This window comes from Halomonas sp. DP1Y21-3, from assembly GCF_019801245.1.
Lineage (GTDB): Bacteria > Pseudomonadota > Gammaproteobacteria > Pseudomonadales > Halomonadaceae > Halomonas > Halomonas litopenaei.
Map to the genome: position 1 here is coordinate 109,883 of NZ_JAHVJM010000008.1, position 17,187 is coordinate 127,069.

The window sequence follows — 17,187 nt, forward strand, 5'->3', positions numbered from 1 at the left end:
TCCCTTTGCAATACCGGGTGGAAGATGGGGCAGTGTGCCCCCAGCCCGCGCTTCGCTCAAGGTATGCTGGGCCTATTCGCTCACCGGCTGGCTCGGTATCATGACCTCCAGTCAGAAGGATGGAAGACGCCGTTATGGCGCAAGGGGAAGGCCGTTTGAGTGCCAACAAGAAGTCCATGTCGTCGCGCGCGACGGCGGCAGCCGCCAAGGAGACCGCCCGCAAGGTCGGGTTGCGTCTGCATGGCTCTGCCAGGGAAGGTGTGATCATCGTACTGCTGGCTGCCTGCGTATTCCTGCTGCTGGCACTGTTCAGCTTCGAGCCGGCGGACCCCGGCTGGTCGAGCAGTGGCCCCGAGACCGCGGTGGCCAACTGGATGGGCCCCATCGGGGCCTGGCTCGCCGACGTGCTGTATTCGTTGTTTGGCATCAGCGCCCTGTGGTGGCCAGGCATGCTGGCGTTTGCCGCCTGGTATCTGATCCGTTCCCGTCGAGTGGAGTTCGAGTGGGATGCGACCGCCCTGGCCGTGCGCTGCGGCGGGCTGATTCTGCTGCTGCTGGGGTGCACCACCCTGGGGGCGCTCTACTTCCATCAGCCCGACAGCGTGTTGCCATACTCCACCGGTGGCATCCTCGGAGTCGGGCTGGTCGGCGCCCTGCGGCCACTGGTGGGCGTCGGCGGAACAGGTCTGCTCGCCGTTGTCGCTATCCTGGGCGGAATGCCGCTGTTTACCGGGTTGTCCTGGCTCAATGTCATGGACGAGGCGGGCCACCGTTGTCTGTTGCTGGGACGCTGGCTCAAGTCCCGCTTCGCATCGTCTAAAGACGAGGACGACGCAGGGCAGAGCGCCGACCAGCACAGTGCACCTGAGCCCAGGGCCAAGGCGTCATCGCCGATCGACAGCGAAGATGGCGAGGAAAGCGATACGACGCCCCGGCCCTCCTTGTGGCAGCGCCTGCGCGGCAAGGGGACACCGACCGACCTGAATGAGGCCGCGGGGTCGTCCATGGGCGACGACGGCAACACCGATATTCCCTGGGACGTGGCGGAATCCACGCCGTCGGCCAAGGAGCCTGGCGCTGCCTATACCGAACGCTTTGCCGAGGCCGCGCCTCGCCGCCGCCATGAAGGTAGCGTTCAGGACGGCACCACAACGCCGCGGGACACCCGTCCCACCGAACCTGAGGGCGGGCGGCGAGAGCCGACCCTGGCCCCGGAGCCCACGGCTTCCAGAGAGCGGCGAGAGCCGACCCTGGGCGGCAGTTTTGCGGCAGAGGCACCTTCGGCGGCAAGGGCAGAAGAGCCGATGTCGCTGCGTGCAGAGAGGGATGCGCCGGTGCCTTCGCCTGAACGTGCAAGCGAGCCGAGCTCTTTAGAGGCCCCCGAAGCCGGGCCTACTGCTCAGGCGCGCTCTCCACAGGCGCGCTCTTCACAGGCGCCCGGGGCCGCGCCAGCCGCGCAGGGTTCTCAACAGGCGCCCGAAACCGCGCCTGGCTCTCCACAGGCGCGCTCTCCACAGGCGCGCTCTTCACAGGCGCCCGAAGCCGCGCCAGCCGCGCCTAGCTCTTCTCAGGCGCCCGAAGCCGCGCCAGCCGCGCAGGGCTCTCAACAGGCGCGCTCTCCACAGGCGCCCGGGGCCGCGCCCGCCGCGCCCGCCGCGCCCGCCGCGCCTGGCTCGTCTCAGGAGTCCGAATCTGCGCCGTCCGCGCCGGCGACTGGCGCTCCACAGGAGCCGCGTCGGGAAGAGCCCGCTCGCGGGGAGGAGCCGTCGAGCCACCAGACGCAGCCTCGTCGAGAGGAGCGTCGTGCCGAGGAAATCCCCGAGCCGGTGCTGCCTGATGATGGTGGCGCCCTGGCTGGCGGCGCCATCGCTGCAGGGGCGGGTGCCGGTCTGTTGGCGGCCACCCATGAGGCGCCGCGTAGTGTCTCGAGCCAGGCTCCCAGTTCTTCTCCCCGTCCGTCTTCTGCTGAGGACGCTGGTCAGCGCGTGCAGCAGGAAGCGACCCGCAGCGACGCCGGCACGCCGGCCGAGCCTCCCCGGGCTGAGCCAGGTCACGACGCCGCGGGCGCGAATGTTGGCGGAGGCCACGACAGCGTGGGCGAAGGACGTGTGGCTACCGCCGAGCAAGCCCGTGAGGCCGCCGACAACGACGGCCCGACGCTGTGGACGGTAGAGCACCTGCAAAGCCAGCGTCCCGGTTTCGACGACCTGCCGGAACCCGACGGCGAGCTGCCAAGCCTCAGGCTATTGACCCCGCCGGAGCCGCATCAGCCCAACTACACCGAGCAGCAACTGGCCGATATGGCGGAGTTGCTCGAGATGCGCCTGCGCGAATACGGCGTCAAGGCCGAGGTCGTCGATACCTGGCCGGGTCCGGTCATCACCCGCTTCGAGATCAAGCCTGCGGCGGGGGTGAAGGTCTCCAAGATCAGCAACCTGGCCAAGGACCTGGCGCGTTCGCTGATGGTCAAGAGCGTACGGGTGGTGGAGGTGATACCCGGGCGTCCCACCGTGGGTATCGAGATCCCCAACCCCAATCGCGCGATGATCCGCCTGCGCGAGGTGATCGACTCGGACCGCTACCAGCACGAGGCCTCTGGTCTCACCATGGCGCTGGGTCAGGACATCGGCGGCGCCGCGGTGGTGGCCAACCTGGGCAAGATGCCCCACGTGCTGGTCGCCGGTACCACCGGCTCGGGCAAGTCGGTCGGGGTCAACGCCATGCTGATCTCGATGCTGCTCAAGGCGACCCCCGACGAGCTTCGGCTGATCATGGTCGACCCCAAGATGCTGGAGCTGTCGGTCTATGACGGTATCCCGCACCTGCTGGCGCCGGTGGTCACCGACATGAAGGAGGCCGCCAACGCCCTGCGCTGGTGCGTGGCCGAAATGGAGCGTCGCTACAAGCTGATGGCCGCCATGGGAGTGCGCAACATCGCCGGCTTCAACAGCAAGCTCGATGAGGCCGAGCGGGCCGGTGCCCAGGTTGCCGATCCGTTATGGGAGCCCCAGCCCTGGGAGATGCACCAGACCCCGCCGGTGCTGGAAAAACTGCCCTACATCGTGGTGGTGATCGACGAATTTGCCGACATGTTCATGATCGTCGGCAAGAAGGTCGAGGAGCTGATCGCCCGACTGGCGCAGAAGGCCCGCGCCGCCGGTATCCATCTGGTGCTGGCGACCCAGCGTCCCTCGGTGGACGTGGTCACCGGCCTGATCAAGGCCAACATCCCCACCCGCATGGCCTTCCAGGTGTCGTCGCGGGTCGACTCCCGCACCATCCTCGATCAGGGCGGCGCCGAGAACCTGCTGGGCCATGGTGACATGCTCTACTTGCCGGCGGGCTCCGGTCAGCCGACCCGCGTGCACGGCGCCTTCGTCGACGACGATGAGGTGCACCGGGTGGTGGAAGACTGGAAGCGGCGCGGCGAGCCCGAGTACATCGACGAGATCCTCTCCGGTGGTGTCTCCGCCGATGCCCTGACCGGGCTCGAGGCCGAAGGCACCGGCGACGACAGCGACGCCGAGCAGGACGCCCTCTATGACGAGGCCGTGGCCTTCGTCACCGAGACGCGCCGGGCCTCGATCTCGGCGGTCCAGCGGCGCTTCAAGATCGGCTACAACCGCGCCGCACGCCTGGTCGAGGCCATGGAGATGGCCGGGGTGGTATCGTCCATGGGCAGCAACGGCGGGCGAGAGGTGCTGGCACCGCCGCCCACCGCAGGCTAACCCGATCGGCGCGACACTGTCTCCATTTGGGGACAGTGTCGCGTCAGGATGTAATCACCATGCAAGAGGGTGTCACGACCGGGTTCAGCGGCAACTTGCCAGGCATACTGGACTCAAACGGACATCCTCCCGGCGCCGGAGCCGCTCCGGCGCGACAAGGATTTCGACGATTTCGACGGAGAGACGCTATGCCCGCACGCCTTACCTTGAGTTCCGGTCTTGCCACGCTGGCCCTGGCGCTGGCGATTCCCGCCACCGCCCTGGCCGACGGCGCTGAGCGCCTGACCCGCATGCTGGAGCCGTTGAACACCTATTCCGCCGACTTCGAGCAGCAGATCCTCGACGGCAGTGGCCAGCGCCTGCAGCAGACCGAAGGGCACATGTGGCTGTCGCGCCCCGGCAAGTTCCGCTGGGAGGTCAAGGCACCTTACGAGCAGATCGTGGTGTCGGACGGCGATGAGGTCACCCTCTATGACCCCGATCTCGAGCAGGCCACCATTCAGCCGCTGGATGAGCGCATCACCCACACCCCGGCTCTGCTGCTGTCCGGCAGCGCCAACGAGCTCACCGACAGCTACGAGGTCAAGAGCTCTCAGCAAGGCACCGCCGAGACCTTCACCCTGGAGCCCAAGGCCTCGGACACCCTGTTCGAAAGCCTGCGCCTGACCTTCTACAGCGAGCGGCTGGCGGCGCTGGAGATGACCGACAGCACCGGTCAGCGTACCGCCATCGCCTTCGATAATGCCGAGCAGAACGGCAACATCGATGACCAGCGCTACCGCTTCGAGGTGCCTGAGGGTACCGACGTGATTCGCCAGACCCGCTGATCACACCTGCCGCCGCCGATCACGCTCGGCGGCGGCCTCCCTTCCGCACCTTTTCCACGGCCTCCCATTTTCTGTCCGTTCCCTCCTTACCGTGCGCTATCGAGCACGCCGCTTGTCCCCGATCAACCCTGAAGTCTACTGCGACCTTGGCCCAATAGTGTGAGCCGACTAGGGAAACTACTATCCCGGGTATCGTTTTCACGAGGTGCCCCATGTATCCCTACGCCGCTCCCCTGCGAGACCTGTCCTTCGTGCTGTCGGAAATGCTCGAGCACGAGTCCTTGAACCTGGCCCCCTTTGCCGAGGTTGGCCCCGAGCTGGTCGACGCTGTGCTCGAGGAGGCCGCCAAGCTCGCCTCTGATGTTTGGGCGCCGCTCAATGCCAGTGGTGATCGCCAGGGCTGCAGCCGGCTGGAAGACGGCAGCGTGACACTGCCCGACGGCTTCGCCGAGGCCTACCAGGCCTACGCTGAGGGCGGCTGGAACGGGATCGGTGTGTCCGAGGAGCGTGGCGGCCAGGGGCTGCCCGAGGTGGTGGCCAGCAGCGTGCAGGAGATGCTGCATGGCGCCAACATGGCGCTGGGCCTGTGTCCGATGCTGACCGCGGGTGCCATCGAGGCGTTGGCTCACCATGGCAGCGACGAACTCCAGCAGCTTTACCTGGCGCGTCTGGTAGAAGGCAGCTGGACCGGCACCATGAACCTGACCGAGCCTCAGGCCGGCTCGGACCTGTCTCGGGTGCGCACCCGCGCGGTGCCGGAAGGCTATCACTACCGGCTGTTCGGCCAGAAGATCTTCATCACCTGGGGCGAACACGAGGCCGCCGAGAACATCATCCACCTGGTGCTGGCGCGCACCCCCGACGCCCCCGAGGGCAACAAGGGCATCTCGCTGTTTCTGGTGCCCAAGTTCCTGGTCAATGAGGACGGCTCGCTTGGCGAGCGCAACGACGTGGTATGTGCCTCCATCGAACACAAGATGGGCATCCACGGCAGTCCCACCTGCACCCTCAGCTTCGGCGAGAAGGACGGCGCCGTCGGCTATCTGGTGGGGGAGGCCGGGCGCGGCCTCAACCACATGTTCACGATGATGAACGAGGCTCGCCACAAGGTCGGTATCCAGGGTATCGGTGTCGCCGAGCGTGCCTGCCAGCACGCCCTGGCCTACGCCAACGATCGCTCCCAGGGACGCACACCACCGTCCCGCGGAGGCGAGCCCTGCACCATCGGCGAGCACCTGGACGTGCGCCGCATGCTGCTGTCGATGCGGGCGCGCACCGACGCCCTGAGGGCGCTGGCGCTGCTGTGCGCTCAGCAACTCGACGTGGCTCGTCACCATGAGGACGAACCGCGCCGTCGCGAGGCCCAGGCGCGGGCCGAGGTGCTGATCCCGGTGGTCAAGGGCTTCTCCACCGACCAGGCGGTGGACATCGCCTCGTTGGGTGTTCAGGTCCACGGCGGCATGGGCTTCATCGAGGAGACCGGCGCCGCGCAACTGTTGCGGGACGTGCGTATCGCACCGATCTACGAGGGCACCAACGGCATCCAGGCGCTCGATCTGGCGGGGCGCAAGCTCCAGCGCGATGGCGGCGCGGCCTTGTCACTGCTGATCGACGAAGTGCAGGCCACCGCCGAAGCGCTGTCAGCCCATTCTTCTCTTGCTCCGCTGGGGGCAGAGCTTGCCGCCGGTGCCGAGGATCTGCGTGCCTGTGCGGCCCTGGTGCTGGAGGCGGGGGCAGACGCCGAACGCGGCGCCGACGCCATCCAGGCCTACGCCACACCGCTTCTGTCGCTGACCGGCCACGTACTGTGCGCCTGGCAGATGGGTCGCGCGGCGATCATCGCCCGGGCCGCGCTGGACGCCGGTAACGACGACTTCTACCGGCGCAAGCTGGCCTGTGCCGACTTCGCCGTGCGCCAGTGGCTCCCCGAGGGGCGCGCCCAGCGTCGCGTCATCGAGGCTGGCTTCGACGAACTGCTTTCCGTATCGCTTGGCTGAACCGATTGGCCGTCGGTGTCCACCGGCGGCTATCTTCTGTTCAGGATCGGCCATCGTCATTTTCCTCGTAGCGAGGCGCAGGCCGCCAGTGGCTACGCATGCGACCTTCAATCAGGAGTGTCTAATGAGCAACATCTACGACCAGGGCATGCCGCGCAACGCGGCCAACCACGTGGCGATCTCGCCGTTGACCTTCATCGAACGCGCGGCCAGCGTCTATCCGGACCTGCCGGCGGTGGTCCACGGCCAGACGCGCCGCGACTGGGCCACCACCTGGCAGCGCTGCCGGCGACTGGCCTCGGCGCTGGAGCGTCGTGGGCTCGGCAAGGGGGATACGGTGTCGGTGATGCTGCCCAATGTGCCGGCGATGTTCGAGGCTCACTTTGGCGTGCCCCTGGCCGGTTGCGTGCTCAACACCCTGAATATCCGTCTCGATGCCTCGGCGATTGCCTACATGCTGGAACACGCCGAGACCCGGGCGATCCTGGTGGACCCTGAGTTTGTCGAGGTGGTGCGTGAGGCGATCAAGGGCCTCGATAGGCCGCCACTGGTCATCGACGTGCTGGATCCCGAGTTCGAGGGCCAGGCCGAGCGCCTGGGCGAGATCGAGTACGAGGACCTGCTGGCCGAAGGTGACGCCGACTACCCCTACCGCCTGCCCGAAGACGAGTGGGACGCCATCTCGCTGAACTACACCTCCGGTACCACCGGCAAGCCCAAGGGCGTGGTCTATCACCATCGCGGCGCCTACCTCAACGCCGTGAGCAACATCCTCGAGTGGGCGATGCCGCATCACCCGGTGTACCTGTGGACGCTGCCGATGTTCCACTGCAACGGCTGGTGTTTCCCTTGGACCATCGCCGCCAACGCCGGGGTCAACGTCTGCCTGCGCAAGGTCGACCCGAAGAAGATCATGGAACTGATCGCCGACGAGAAGGTGACCCACTTCAGCGGCGCGCCGATCGTGCTCAACGGACTGGTCAATCTGGACGAGTCCCAGCGTCGTGCCATCGACCACCCGGTCAAGGCCACCACCGCCGGGGCGGCGCCGCCTGCTGCGGTGATCGCCGGGGTGGAGTCACTCGGTATCGATGTGACCCACGTCTATGGTCTGACCGAGGTCTATGGTCCGGTGACGGTGTGCGCCTGGCGCGAGGCCTGGGACGAGCTGCCGCTGGAGGAGCGTGCCCGCATCAAGGCCCGCCAGGGCGTGCGTGGGCACATGCTGGAGGCGCTTTGCGTGGCCGACCCGGTGACCCTGGAGCCATTGCCCAAGGACGGCGAGAGCATCGGCGAGATCATGATGCGTGGCAACAATGTGATGAAGGGCTACCTGAAGAACGAGGCCGCCACCCGGGAAGCGCTGGATGGTGGCTGGTACCACACCGGCGACCTGGCAGTATGGCACGCCGATGGCTACATCGAGATCAAGGATCGTTCCAAGGACATCATCATCTCCGGCGGCGAGAACATCTCCACCATCGAACTCGAGGATGCGCTCTACGCCCACCCGGCGGTGGAAGAGGCCGCAGTGGTGGCGCAGCCTGACGAGAAGTGGGGCGAAAGCCCCTGCGCCTTCGTCAAGCTCAAGGCCACCAGCGGTGAGGTGACCGAAGAGGACATCATCGAGCACTGTCGGGGCAAGCTTGCGCGCTTCAAGGTGCCCAAGCGCGTCGTCTTCACCGAACTGCCGAAGACCTCGACCGGCAAGATCCAGAAGTTCGTGCTGCGTCAGCAGGCCAAGGAGAGCTGATCGCCGCCTGCCATCCGCTGATGGCAGGGTAAGCCCGCCCGAGACAGAGCGGGGAGCAGATCATCAGACGCCGCCGTCGGGGTGACCGGGGGCGGCGTGGTTGTGTCATGATCGAGGGAAATATCCATCAAGGGAGAAAGCAAGTGAGCGAGACGCGGATCGGTGTGGTCGGTGGTGGAACCATGGGTCAGGGCATCGCCCAGGTGCTGGTGCAAAGCGGCTTCGAGGTGAGCCTTTATGATGTTGCCGAGGCCGCCCTGGAGCGGGCCAGCGCGGCGATCGACAAGGGCCTTGCCAAGCTGGTGGAAAAGCAACGGCTGAGTGCCGAACAGCGGGACGAGGCCCGCGCGCGCCTGACCACGGTCAACTCGCTTCAGGCCCTGGCCGACTGCGGGGTGATCATCGAGGCGGCGCCGGAAGCGCCGGAGCTCAAGGAACGCCTGTTCCGGGAGCTCGATGAGCTCAACCCCGAGGCGGTGCTGGCCTCCAACACCTCCTCGCTGTCGCTGACCCGTCTGGCGGCGGTGTGCCAGCGGCCAGAGCGAGTCGTCGGCATGCACTTCTTCAACCCTGTGCCGGTGCTCAAGCTGGTCGAGGTCATCCGCGCCGAGCAGACCAGCGACGCGACCGTGGCCCGTGTCGAAGCCCTGGCCGAGTCCATGGGCAAGACCGCCGTGGCGATCGGCGACGCCCCAGGCTTCGCGGTCAACCGCCTGCTGGTGCCGATGATCAACGAGGCGGCCTTCCTGGTGCAGGAAGGGGTAGCCAGCGCCGAAGACATCGACACCGCCATGAAGCTTGGCGCCGCCCACCCGATGGGCCCGCTGGCGCTGGCCGACCTGATCGGCCTGGACGTCTGCCTGGCGATCATGAATGTGCTGGCCGATGGTTTCGGCGATCCCAAGTATCGTCCCTGCCCGCTGCTCAAGCGGATGGTCGACGCCGGCTATCTGGGACGCAAGAGCGGCCGCGGCTTTCACGACTACAGCGGTTGAGGCGGTGGCATGCGCCGAAAGGATGGCTTGTGAGCCTACCAAGCGTTCGCTAGGGTTGGGCCAAAGGTGACGAACGCGCCAGGCTCCGCCGACGCCAGGCGGGCCTCGCCGACAACTGACAACTCTGACAAGGAGCATTTCGTGAGCGAACAACTGGTCGAGATGGTGGACAACGATGGCGTGGTACGCCTCACCATCAACCGTCCCAAGGCGTTGAACGCCCTGAATCGCGAGGTCATCGAGGCGCTGGCCGAGATCCTTGATGGGCTCGAAGGTCGCGAGGGCCTGCGCGCGGTGCTGATCACCGGCGCCGGCGAGAAGTCCTTCGTGGCCGGTGCCGACATCACCGCGATGCGCGAGATGAACCCGCTCGAGGCGCGCGACTTCGCCGGTCAGGCGCTGAAGACCATCAAGCGCCTCGAGACGCTGCCGGTGCCGGTGGTGGCGCTGGTCAACGGCTTCTGCCTCGGTGGCGGCTGCGAGCTGGCGCTGGCCTGTGACTGGGCGGTGGCCAGCGACAACGCGGTGTTTGGCCAGCCCGAGGTACTGCTTGGGGTCATTCCCGGCTTCGGTGGCTCCCAGCGTCTGCCGCGTCGGGTCGGCCCGGCCATGGCGCTTGACCTTTGCACCACCGGTCGCAAGATCGACGCCCAGGAGGCCCTGCGCATCGGCCTGGTCAATCAGGTGATGTCCCAGGCCGAGCTCGAGGACTACGCCGCCACCCTGACCAAGCAGTTGTCCGGCAATGGCCCCGGCGCGGTGCGCAGTGCCAAGCAGGTGATCCACGACGGCATGGACCAGGACTTGGACAGCGCCCTGGCGCTGGAGACCAGCCTGTTTGCCCTGTGCTTCGCCTCCGACGAGCAGCGCGAAGGCATGAGCGCCTTCGTCGAGAAGCGCAAGCCCAACTTCTGAGTCCCTTTCACAAGCCTTCAGCTAGGGCTTGTCTGAAAAGTGCCTGCGCTCGGTAATACGGCGTTAAAAATCGGATCAACATGCTCATTTACACCCCGTAAACTGCGCTGTCTCACCGATTTTTGCCTTGTCTAACCTTCGCTCGTCGACTTTTCGGACAGCGCCTAGCACTGAAGCGGCCATGGCGAACGCCATGGCCGCTTCGTCATTCAGGCGCGAAGGTTCTGGGGGCGCCTAGCGGGGCAATGGTCGCGTGGCTTTGTCCCGGCCCGGCGACAGCATGCCGGTGGCCACAGCGGTGCCTGCCAGGGTGATGGCCATGCCCACCAGGGTGCGCAGCCCCAGGGTCTCGTCGAGCAGTAGATAGCCCCACAGCAGGGCGCTGACCGGTACCAGAAAGGTCACGGTGGAGGCGGCGGTAGCCCCGGCGCTGGCCAGCAGGCTGAAGAACAGCAGAAAGGCGACAGTGGTGGACAGCACCGCCATGGCCAGGGCGCTGCCCCAGGCCTCGATGCTGACGGCTTGCTGCGGCCACATCAGGAGCCCAGGTACCAGCAGCATCAGCCCGGACATCGAGCAGCTGCCTGCGGCCAGCACGCGTACCGGCAGATGGCCGAGGTGGGTCTTTGAGTAGTTGCCGGCGATGCCATAGCAGAAGGTGGCCCCGAGTATCGCCAGGATGTACCAGCCATCGCCGCCCAGCTGGAAGTCCAGCCGATCGGCGGACAGCACGTAGACACCGACGAAGGCCAGCGCCAGACCCAGGTACTGACGGCGGCGAATCGGCGTGGCGAACCAGGCGGCGCCGATAAGCGCGGTGAAGATCGGAGTGGTGGCGTTGATCAGCGAGGTGAAGCCTGCCTCGAGCTGGGTGGTCGCCAGGGCCAGCAGCGAAAACGGCACCACGTGGTTGATGAAGCCGAGTAGCGCCAGGCGTCCGATATTGTCGCGCACCTGGCGCAGGTAGTGCAGTGAGGCCAGCAGGGGCAGCAGCAGCAGGGCGCCGACCCCCATGCGGATCATCACCACCGGGACGGCGCCGAACTCCGGCGAGGCCACCCGCATGAAGATGAAGGACAGTCCCCACAGGCTCGACAGCAGGACCAGCTTGAGGGTGTCTGAGGCCGTCATCGAGATTCCTTGTCGTGGGACGGTGGAGGTAGTGGTAGCACTTTTGCTAGCCCGCTAAGAGTATGCGAGATGCGCGAAACAGGAAAGCCGTTGAGGGTGAGGGTGCTGTGAGCCACCGATGACTCTTGTATGCTGAAGTAGACGGTACCGCAACACTGACTGGGCCAGGGAAGTCCTCGGGAGGGCGCTATGAAGACCATCGGGCTGTTGGGCGGCATGAGTTGGGAGTCCACGGTGAGCTACTACCAGGTCATCAATCGGGATGTGAACCACGCACTTGGTGGACATCATTCGGCCAAGATTGCCTTGATCAGTCTGGACTTCGCCGAGGTCGAGGCCTTTCAGCATCAGGGCCGCTGGGAGGATGCCGCCGGGCTGCTCGCCGACGCCGCCTGGCGCGTTCAGGAGGCGGGCGCGGACCTTATCGTGCTGTGTACCAATACCATGCACAAGGTGGCCCGAGACATCGAAAAGGCGGTGGATATCCCTCTGTTGCACATTGCCGACGCCACCGCCGATGCCCTGATCGCCGACGGGGTCAAGCGGGTGGGGCTGCTCGGCACCTGTTTTACCATGGAGCAGGGCTTCTACAAGGACCGGCTCGAGGCCTACGGTATCGAGGTACAGGTACCCGAGAAGGCCCAGCGCGATCAGGTCCACCGGATCATCTACGATGAACTTTGCCATGGTGAAATCGAGCAGGCGTCACGCCAGGTGATGCTGTCGATCATGGAAGAGCTCAAGGCCGGTGGTGCGGAAGCGGTGATACTGGGCTGCACCGAGATCGCCTTGCTGGTCGCTCAGGCCGACACCGAGATTCCGCTGTATGATACGACGGCCATTCACGCCCGCAGGGCCGTCGAACTGGCGCTAGGCTGATACTGGTACTGGTTATTAGCACTGGTACTGGCTCCGTGCAGTGCCCGTGCCACCAACTTGATACGATGGCCCCTGGCAAGGATGCCCATGAAGCTTTCCACTCTCGCCTGTTACCCCGTCAAGTCGCTGCGCGGCATCGCGCTGTCCAGGGCTGAACTCACCGAGCGCGGGCTCGCCTTCGATCGGCGCTGGATGCTGGTCGACGACGACGGGCGTTTCGTCACCCAGCGTGAGATCCCCGCCCTGGCGACCATCGGTGTCGAACTGTCGTCCGACACGCTGCGCCTGGTCCACGACAGGATGGCGCCGCTCGTCCTGTCATTGGACGAGCCGAAGGCGGCGGTGCGCCGGGTGCGGGTCTGGCAGAGCGAATGCCAGGCGTTGGACGAAGGCGACGGTGCGGCGAATTGGCTGGCAGAAGCGCTGGCAAAGTCCTTGCCAGAGTCCTTGCCAGCACCCCGGGGCGAAGCGGGACGTTTCCGGCGGTTGCGGCTGGTGCGCCTGCCCCACGAGCAGCGCCGTTGGGTAGAGACCGAGTTTCTGCCGCCGGCGGAGCGCGGTGTGGTGCATACCGCCTTTGCCGACGGCTACCCCCTGCTGATCGCCTCCGAGGCCTCGCTGGCGGCGCTCAACCAGCGGCTGGAAGCCAAGGGGGAGGCGCCGGTGCCGATGGAGCGCTTCCGCCCCAACCTGGTGGTGTCGGGCGGTGATCCCTTCGCCGAACGGGATTGGGCCTCGTTGGCCGGGCCCGGCTATCGCCTCGGCCTGCGCAAGCCATGCAAGCGCTGCAAGATCATCACCCTGGATCAGCGCAGCGGTGAGGCGCCCTCGGCCAAGGAACCGTTGAAGACCCTGGTGGAAATGGATACCCAGCCCGGTTGGAAGGGCGCCTTCTTTGGCCAGAATGCCGTCGTCGAGCAGGGCGTGGGGGCCATCCTGCGTGTGGGCGACGTGCTCGAGAGCCTGAGCTGACGGTTGATCACCGGCGTTGCCGGCCAACGACTCGACGCCGCTGTCCGACTTCTCGATGCTCTCACGTTCTTCCCGTCCTTCCCGTCCTCCATCACGACGTCACTTCCGGTAGAGCCGCCGGTGCAGCTCGCGAATCTCGTCGGCAAACTCCTCAACCGGCCCCTCCACCTCGGCACTCGGCACGATGGTCTGGATCGGCAGCGGGGCGATCGGGGCAGGTGCCACCTGCCACTCGCCTAGCCAGCGGCCGAGCTGTTCTGAGGAGCTGGCGTAGACGATGCGTCCGAGTCCGACCCAGCCATGCGCCGCGGCGCACATGGGGCAGTGTTCACCGGAGGTATAGACGGTCGAGTGCGCGCGCTCTTCGACGCTGAGGTGCTCGGCCGCCCAGCGGGCGATGGCGAATTCGGGGTGGCGGGTCGCGTCACCGCCGGCGACGCGGTTGCGATCCTCGAAGCGAACCTGCCCTTGCGGATCCACCAGCAGCGAGCCGAACGGCTCATCACCAGCCTCGAGGGCCTCCCTGGCCAGGTCAACGCAGCGGCGCAGGTGCTGACGATCGGTCGAATTCATTCAGTATTCCTCATAAAGATGATCCGCGGGCGGCCTCCTGCCTGGGGAAGGATGCCTCCGGGGAGGGATATCTGTGGCCTTGGCTTGACTCTAGCATGGACCAAAGTTGTCCGATGACGGACAGCCAGATACGTGATTCTTCACTGAAATATGCTTCTGGCGTCGGCATTTTCCTACGCAGCGCCCGGCGGATCGACTATTGATGCCGAAGGGTAACCCTAGGACGCTGTAGGTTGTCGGCAAGCTGGCCTGCAAATGAGGTGCGTTGCATGAACACGAGGAATACCATGTTGGCCCAGCAGATGGTGGCGCTGGCCGAGCAGGATAGAGCGTTGCTGGATGAACTCGCGGCCTCGGGGGAGATCCCCTCCGCCGACTATCATCCGCGAGTGCGTGCGCTGCATCAGGCCAACGCCGAGCGCCTGTCTGCGGTCATCGATCGTCACGGCTGGCCGGGCAAGGACACCGTCGGGGAAGACGGCAGCGAAGCAGCCTGGTACATCGCGATGCACGCGGTTTTCGACGTGGATTTCATGCAACGCTGCTGTTCTGCACTGATTCAGGCGGTTGCCGCCGGCCAGGCGCCCGGGTGGCAGCTGGCCTTTCTCGAGGATCGCATAAGGGTCCTGACCGGTCGGCCCCAGCGCTATGGCACCCAATTCGAGATCGGCGACGACGGCTGGCCCGTGCCCAGCGTCATCGAACGGCCGGATGACGTCGATCGACGTCGTCAGGCGCTCGGGCTGGAGCCGCTGTCCAGTCGTCTGGCACGGCTGAGGGGACCGGGGTTAGCGGGTCCGGATGACTGGCTACAGCGTTCGGCCTGAACCGCTTTGCATCACTTCCTGCTGCATGTCGAACTGAGCCGGCTGCCAGTTGGTGGCCTCTCACTCTGCCCTTATCACCAGACTCATGACGGTGCGCCGGCATCTCGGCCGACGTCGCTATCCTGCCTGGGCAGTGCTGCCACCAGTCCCAGCGCCACGGCCAGCCTGACCAGATGCGCCAGGCTATCGGCGCCGAGTGTCTTCATGATGCGCTGACGGTAGACCTCCACGGTCTTGGCGCTCAGCGTCAGCTTCTCGGCGATCTCTCGACTGGTAAGCCCGCGGGCCACCTCGACCAGAATGGCCTGTTCGTTGGCCCTCAGCCCTTCGTATCGCTGTCGCAGCTCTTCGAGATCGGCCTGGGCCCGCTGCCGGTGCTGGTGGTGGGCCAGCGCCTGCTGGATGACATCGATCAATTGCTGCTGATTGAAGGGCTTTTCGATGAAGTCGAAGGCTCCCGCCTTCAACGCGGCGACCGCCATGGGCACGTCACCGTGACCGGTCATCATGATCAGGGGAGGACAACGGTCTCGCTCGGCCAGCCGCTGCTGGACCTGCAGACCGCTGAGGCCGGGCATGCGCACGTCCAGCAACAGCACCTCATGGTGCCGCGACGAGGCGAGAAAGGCGTCGCCGCTGGCGTAGCCCTGACTGCCAAGTCCCACCGACTGCAATAGCCAGGCGAGCGACTCGCGCAGGTCATCGTCGTCGTCGATGATGGCGATGGTTGGCTGGTCAGCAGTGTCGACAGGCATGATGGTCACTTCGCTGGTTGGGCGAGTCTCGCGGGCAGGCCCCTATGCTAGCCGATCCCCCGGCCAAAGGGGACCGTGCCAGGCGATGCCTGGTCGCCGGGTTTTCGTACAAAGCCTGGTGCCTGATCTCCGCCTGGCTGGCGCTTGGCGCCTCAAGTCAGGGGACGCGCCGAGGTATCAGCTGTTCAAGCCCTCAGGCGGAGGGCAGGGTAATGCGAAAGCGCGCACCCTGTGGCGCGTCAGGATCTTCTGGCCGCCTCGCACCGGGACCGGGGGGAAGAGCGTCTGCGCTCGGTGGGTCGCCGTCATCGATCAGCACCAGGTTGCCGCCCATGGCCTCGATCAACGACAGGCTGATCGATAGCCCCATGCCGAGACCGTCCTTGCGGCCGCTGACGAAGGGCGTAAACAGGCCCTGGCGTTGCTCTGGTGCCACGCCGGGGCCGCCGTCGACGATGTCCACGCAGCATTCGCGGGAGCCAAGCGGGTAGGCTTCCAGGCGAATGCACGGAGGCCTGGGCGGAGTGGCGATGTCGCGACAGGCGTCGAGAGCGTTGCGGATCAGGTTGACCAGTACCTGTTCCAGGCCGATGGCGTCGGCCATGACGAGGTCGAGGCCAGGGGCCAGGCGTGACGCCAGATGCACGCCTTCGTGCCGACACTGGGGCTCGCACAGGTCGCAGGCCTGGCCAATGATCTCGGCGAGATCCTGGGGCGCGAGGTGAAGACTGCCGCGGCGAACGAAGCGACGGATATGCTTGAAGCGTTCGGATAGGCGCTGAATCTGATCGTTGATGCGGTTGAGGGGCAGCGCCAGTTGGTGGGCGGGTTGGTCGGGGTCGCGCTCGAGCTGCATCAGCGCGCCGCTGGCGTAGTTGCCCATAGCCGCCAGCGGCTGATTGCATTCGTGGGCGATATTGGTGGCCAGTTCACCCAGGCTCGCCAGGCGATTGGCGTGGGTGATCTGCTCCTGATGGCGGCGTGCCTGGGCCTCCGCCTCCAGGCGCAGACTGAGATCTCGATTGAGGATCGACAGTCGCGTCTGCCCTCCCTGTTCACGGTGCAGCTGGACCACGCTGAGCACTGGGATCTCGCCTGAGGGTGAGGCCAGGGCCAGCTCGCCACTCCAGCGCCCCTCCAGGGTGACGGCAGGCAGCACCTGTTCACGCCATCTTTGTGCCGACGTTGGCACCAACAGTTCGGCAATGGTCGTGCTTGCGCCTTCGTCGTCGAGCCTGAACAGGCTGCGTGCGGCCTGATTGCAGTAGACCACGTGTTCGTCCTGGTCGCAGAACAGCACAAAATCGGTGGTCGATTCCACCACCCTTGCCAGACGCTCGCGGCGTGCCTCGGACTCGACCCGCCGACTGACGTCGCGGGAGACGCACAGCACGTCGGTGAGTTCGCCGGTAGCGGGGTCGCGACGGGTACGGCTGGTGGTCTCGAACCAGATGTAGTGGCCGCTGCGGGTGCGAAAACGGTAGGTCTGCTCGTAGAAGCCCTCGTGGTAGTAGATACGAGGGGACTTGGACAGCAGCGCCGCCAGATCGTCCGGGTGGAAGAGGTCGTAGGCCGATACACCGATCAAGTCGTCAGGATCATAGCCCAGCAGGGTCCTGGCGGCCTGGGAGGCGTAGAGGAAGACGCCGTTGTGGTCGTGGCGCGAGATCAGATCCGTGGTGCTCTCGGCCAGCCACTGATAGTGGCGCTTCTCCTGTTCGAGCTGCTGTACCCGTTCGCTGAGCGCCTCTACCTGCTGGCGCAAGCGTGCCTCTTCGGTTCGCGGTTCGGCGCTGGAGGCTTTAGCGTCGTTGCTGTCGTGGCGCATGGTCATC

13 protein-coding genes are annotated in these 17,187 nt (G+C 66.0%); 9 read left to right on the forward strand and 4 right to left on the reverse strand.

Annotated elements, in window-relative coordinates:
- Positions 1–176 precede the first annotated feature (176 nt).
- The 6 genes from KUV74_RS19920 (at position 177) to KUV74_RS19945 (ending at position 10,215) form a co-directional block, all read left to right on the forward strand.
- Positions 177–3,728, forward strand: a complete 3,552-nt coding sequence (locus KUV74_RS19920; protein ID WP_315900890.1) for a DNA translocase FtsK — start codon at positions 177–179, stop codon at positions 3,726–3,728.
- A 188-nt stretch (positions 3,729–3,916) separates the two neighbouring features.
- On the forward strand, positions 3,917–4,555 hold the full coding sequence (gene lolA, locus KUV74_RS19925) for an outer membrane lipoprotein chaperone LolA (RefSeq protein ID WP_222517176.1): 639 nt from the start codon (positions 3,917–3,919) through the stop codon (positions 4,553–4,555).
- A 212-nt stretch (positions 4,556–4,767) separates the two neighbouring features.
- Entirely contained in the window at positions 4,768–6,552 is a 1,785-nt protein-coding gene (locus tag KUV74_RS19930) for an acyl-CoA dehydrogenase (protein ID WP_222517177.1), read from the forward strand.
- Positions 6,553–6,676: 124 nt separating this feature from the next.
- Entirely contained in the window at positions 6,677–8,305 is a 1,629-nt protein-coding gene (locus KUV74_RS19935; RefSeq protein ID WP_222517178.1) for an acyl-CoA synthetase, read from the forward strand.
- A gap of 143 nt (positions 8,306–8,448) precedes the next feature.
- A complete protein-coding gene (locus KUV74_RS19940) occupies positions 8,449–9,300 on the forward strand; it encodes a 3-hydroxybutyryl-CoA dehydrogenase (RefSeq protein ID WP_045992903.1) in 852 nt (283 codons plus the stop codon).
- Between the two features lie 141 nt (positions 9,301–9,441).
- Positions 9,442–10,215, forward strand: coding sequence for an enoyl-CoA hydratase-related protein (locus tag KUV74_RS19945; RefSeq protein ID WP_222517179.1), 774 nt, complete (start codon positions 9,442–9,444; stop codon positions 10,213–10,215).
- A gap of 234 nt (positions 10,216–10,449) precedes the next feature.
- Here KUV74_RS19945 and KUV74_RS19950 read toward each other — a convergent pair whose 3' ends face one another.
- Positions 10,450–11,346 (reverse strand): DMT family transporter, encoded by an 897-nt coding sequence (locus KUV74_RS19950; RefSeq protein ID WP_108133266.1) that lies wholly within the window; start codon positions 11,344–11,346, stop codon positions 10,450–10,452.
- Positions 11,347–11,535: 189 nt separating this feature from the next.
- Here KUV74_RS19950 and KUV74_RS19955 point away from each other — a divergent pair, with 189 nt between their 5' ends.
- On the forward strand, positions 11,536–12,225 hold the full coding sequence (locus KUV74_RS19955) for an aspartate/glutamate racemase family protein (RefSeq protein ID WP_124804125.1): 690 nt from the start codon (positions 11,536–11,538) through the stop codon (positions 12,223–12,225).
- A gap of 87 nt (positions 12,226–12,312) precedes the next feature.
- Positions 12,313–13,197, forward strand: a complete 885-nt coding sequence (locus KUV74_RS19960) for an MOSC domain-containing protein (protein WP_222517180.1) — start codon at positions 12,313–12,315, stop codon at positions 13,195–13,197.
- A 99-nt stretch (positions 13,198–13,296) separates the two neighbouring features.
- Here the strand turns inward: KUV74_RS19960 and KUV74_RS19965 are convergent, their stop codons facing one another.
- On the reverse strand, positions 13,297–13,770 hold the full coding sequence (locus KUV74_RS19965; protein ID WP_124804121.1) for a nucleoside deaminase: 474 nt from the start codon (positions 13,768–13,770) through the stop codon (positions 13,297–13,299).
- Positions 13,771–14,039: 269 nt separating this feature from the next.
- On the opposite strand from KUV74_RS19965, the gene KUV74_RS19970 reads away from it, so the two are divergent.
- Entirely contained in the window at positions 14,040–14,597 is a 558-nt protein-coding gene (locus tag KUV74_RS19970) for a DUF6624 domain-containing protein (RefSeq protein ID WP_222517181.1), read from the forward strand.
- An 83-nt stretch (positions 14,598–14,680) separates the two neighbouring features.
- Here KUV74_RS19970 and KUV74_RS19975 read toward each other — a convergent pair whose 3' ends face one another.
- Together KUV74_RS19975 and KUV74_RS19980 are read right to left on the reverse strand one after the other, a co-directional pair.
- A complete protein-coding gene (locus KUV74_RS19975; RefSeq protein WP_124804117.1) occupies positions 14,681–15,352 on the reverse strand; it encodes a response regulator transcription factor in 672 nt (223 codons plus the stop codon).
- A 193-nt stretch (positions 15,353–15,545) separates the two neighbouring features.
- On the reverse strand, positions 15,546–17,180 hold the full coding sequence (locus KUV74_RS19980) for a PAS domain S-box protein (RefSeq protein WP_222517182.1): 1,635 nt from the start codon (positions 17,178–17,180) through the stop codon (positions 15,546–15,548).
- Positions 17,181–17,187: the final 7 nt, after the last annotated feature.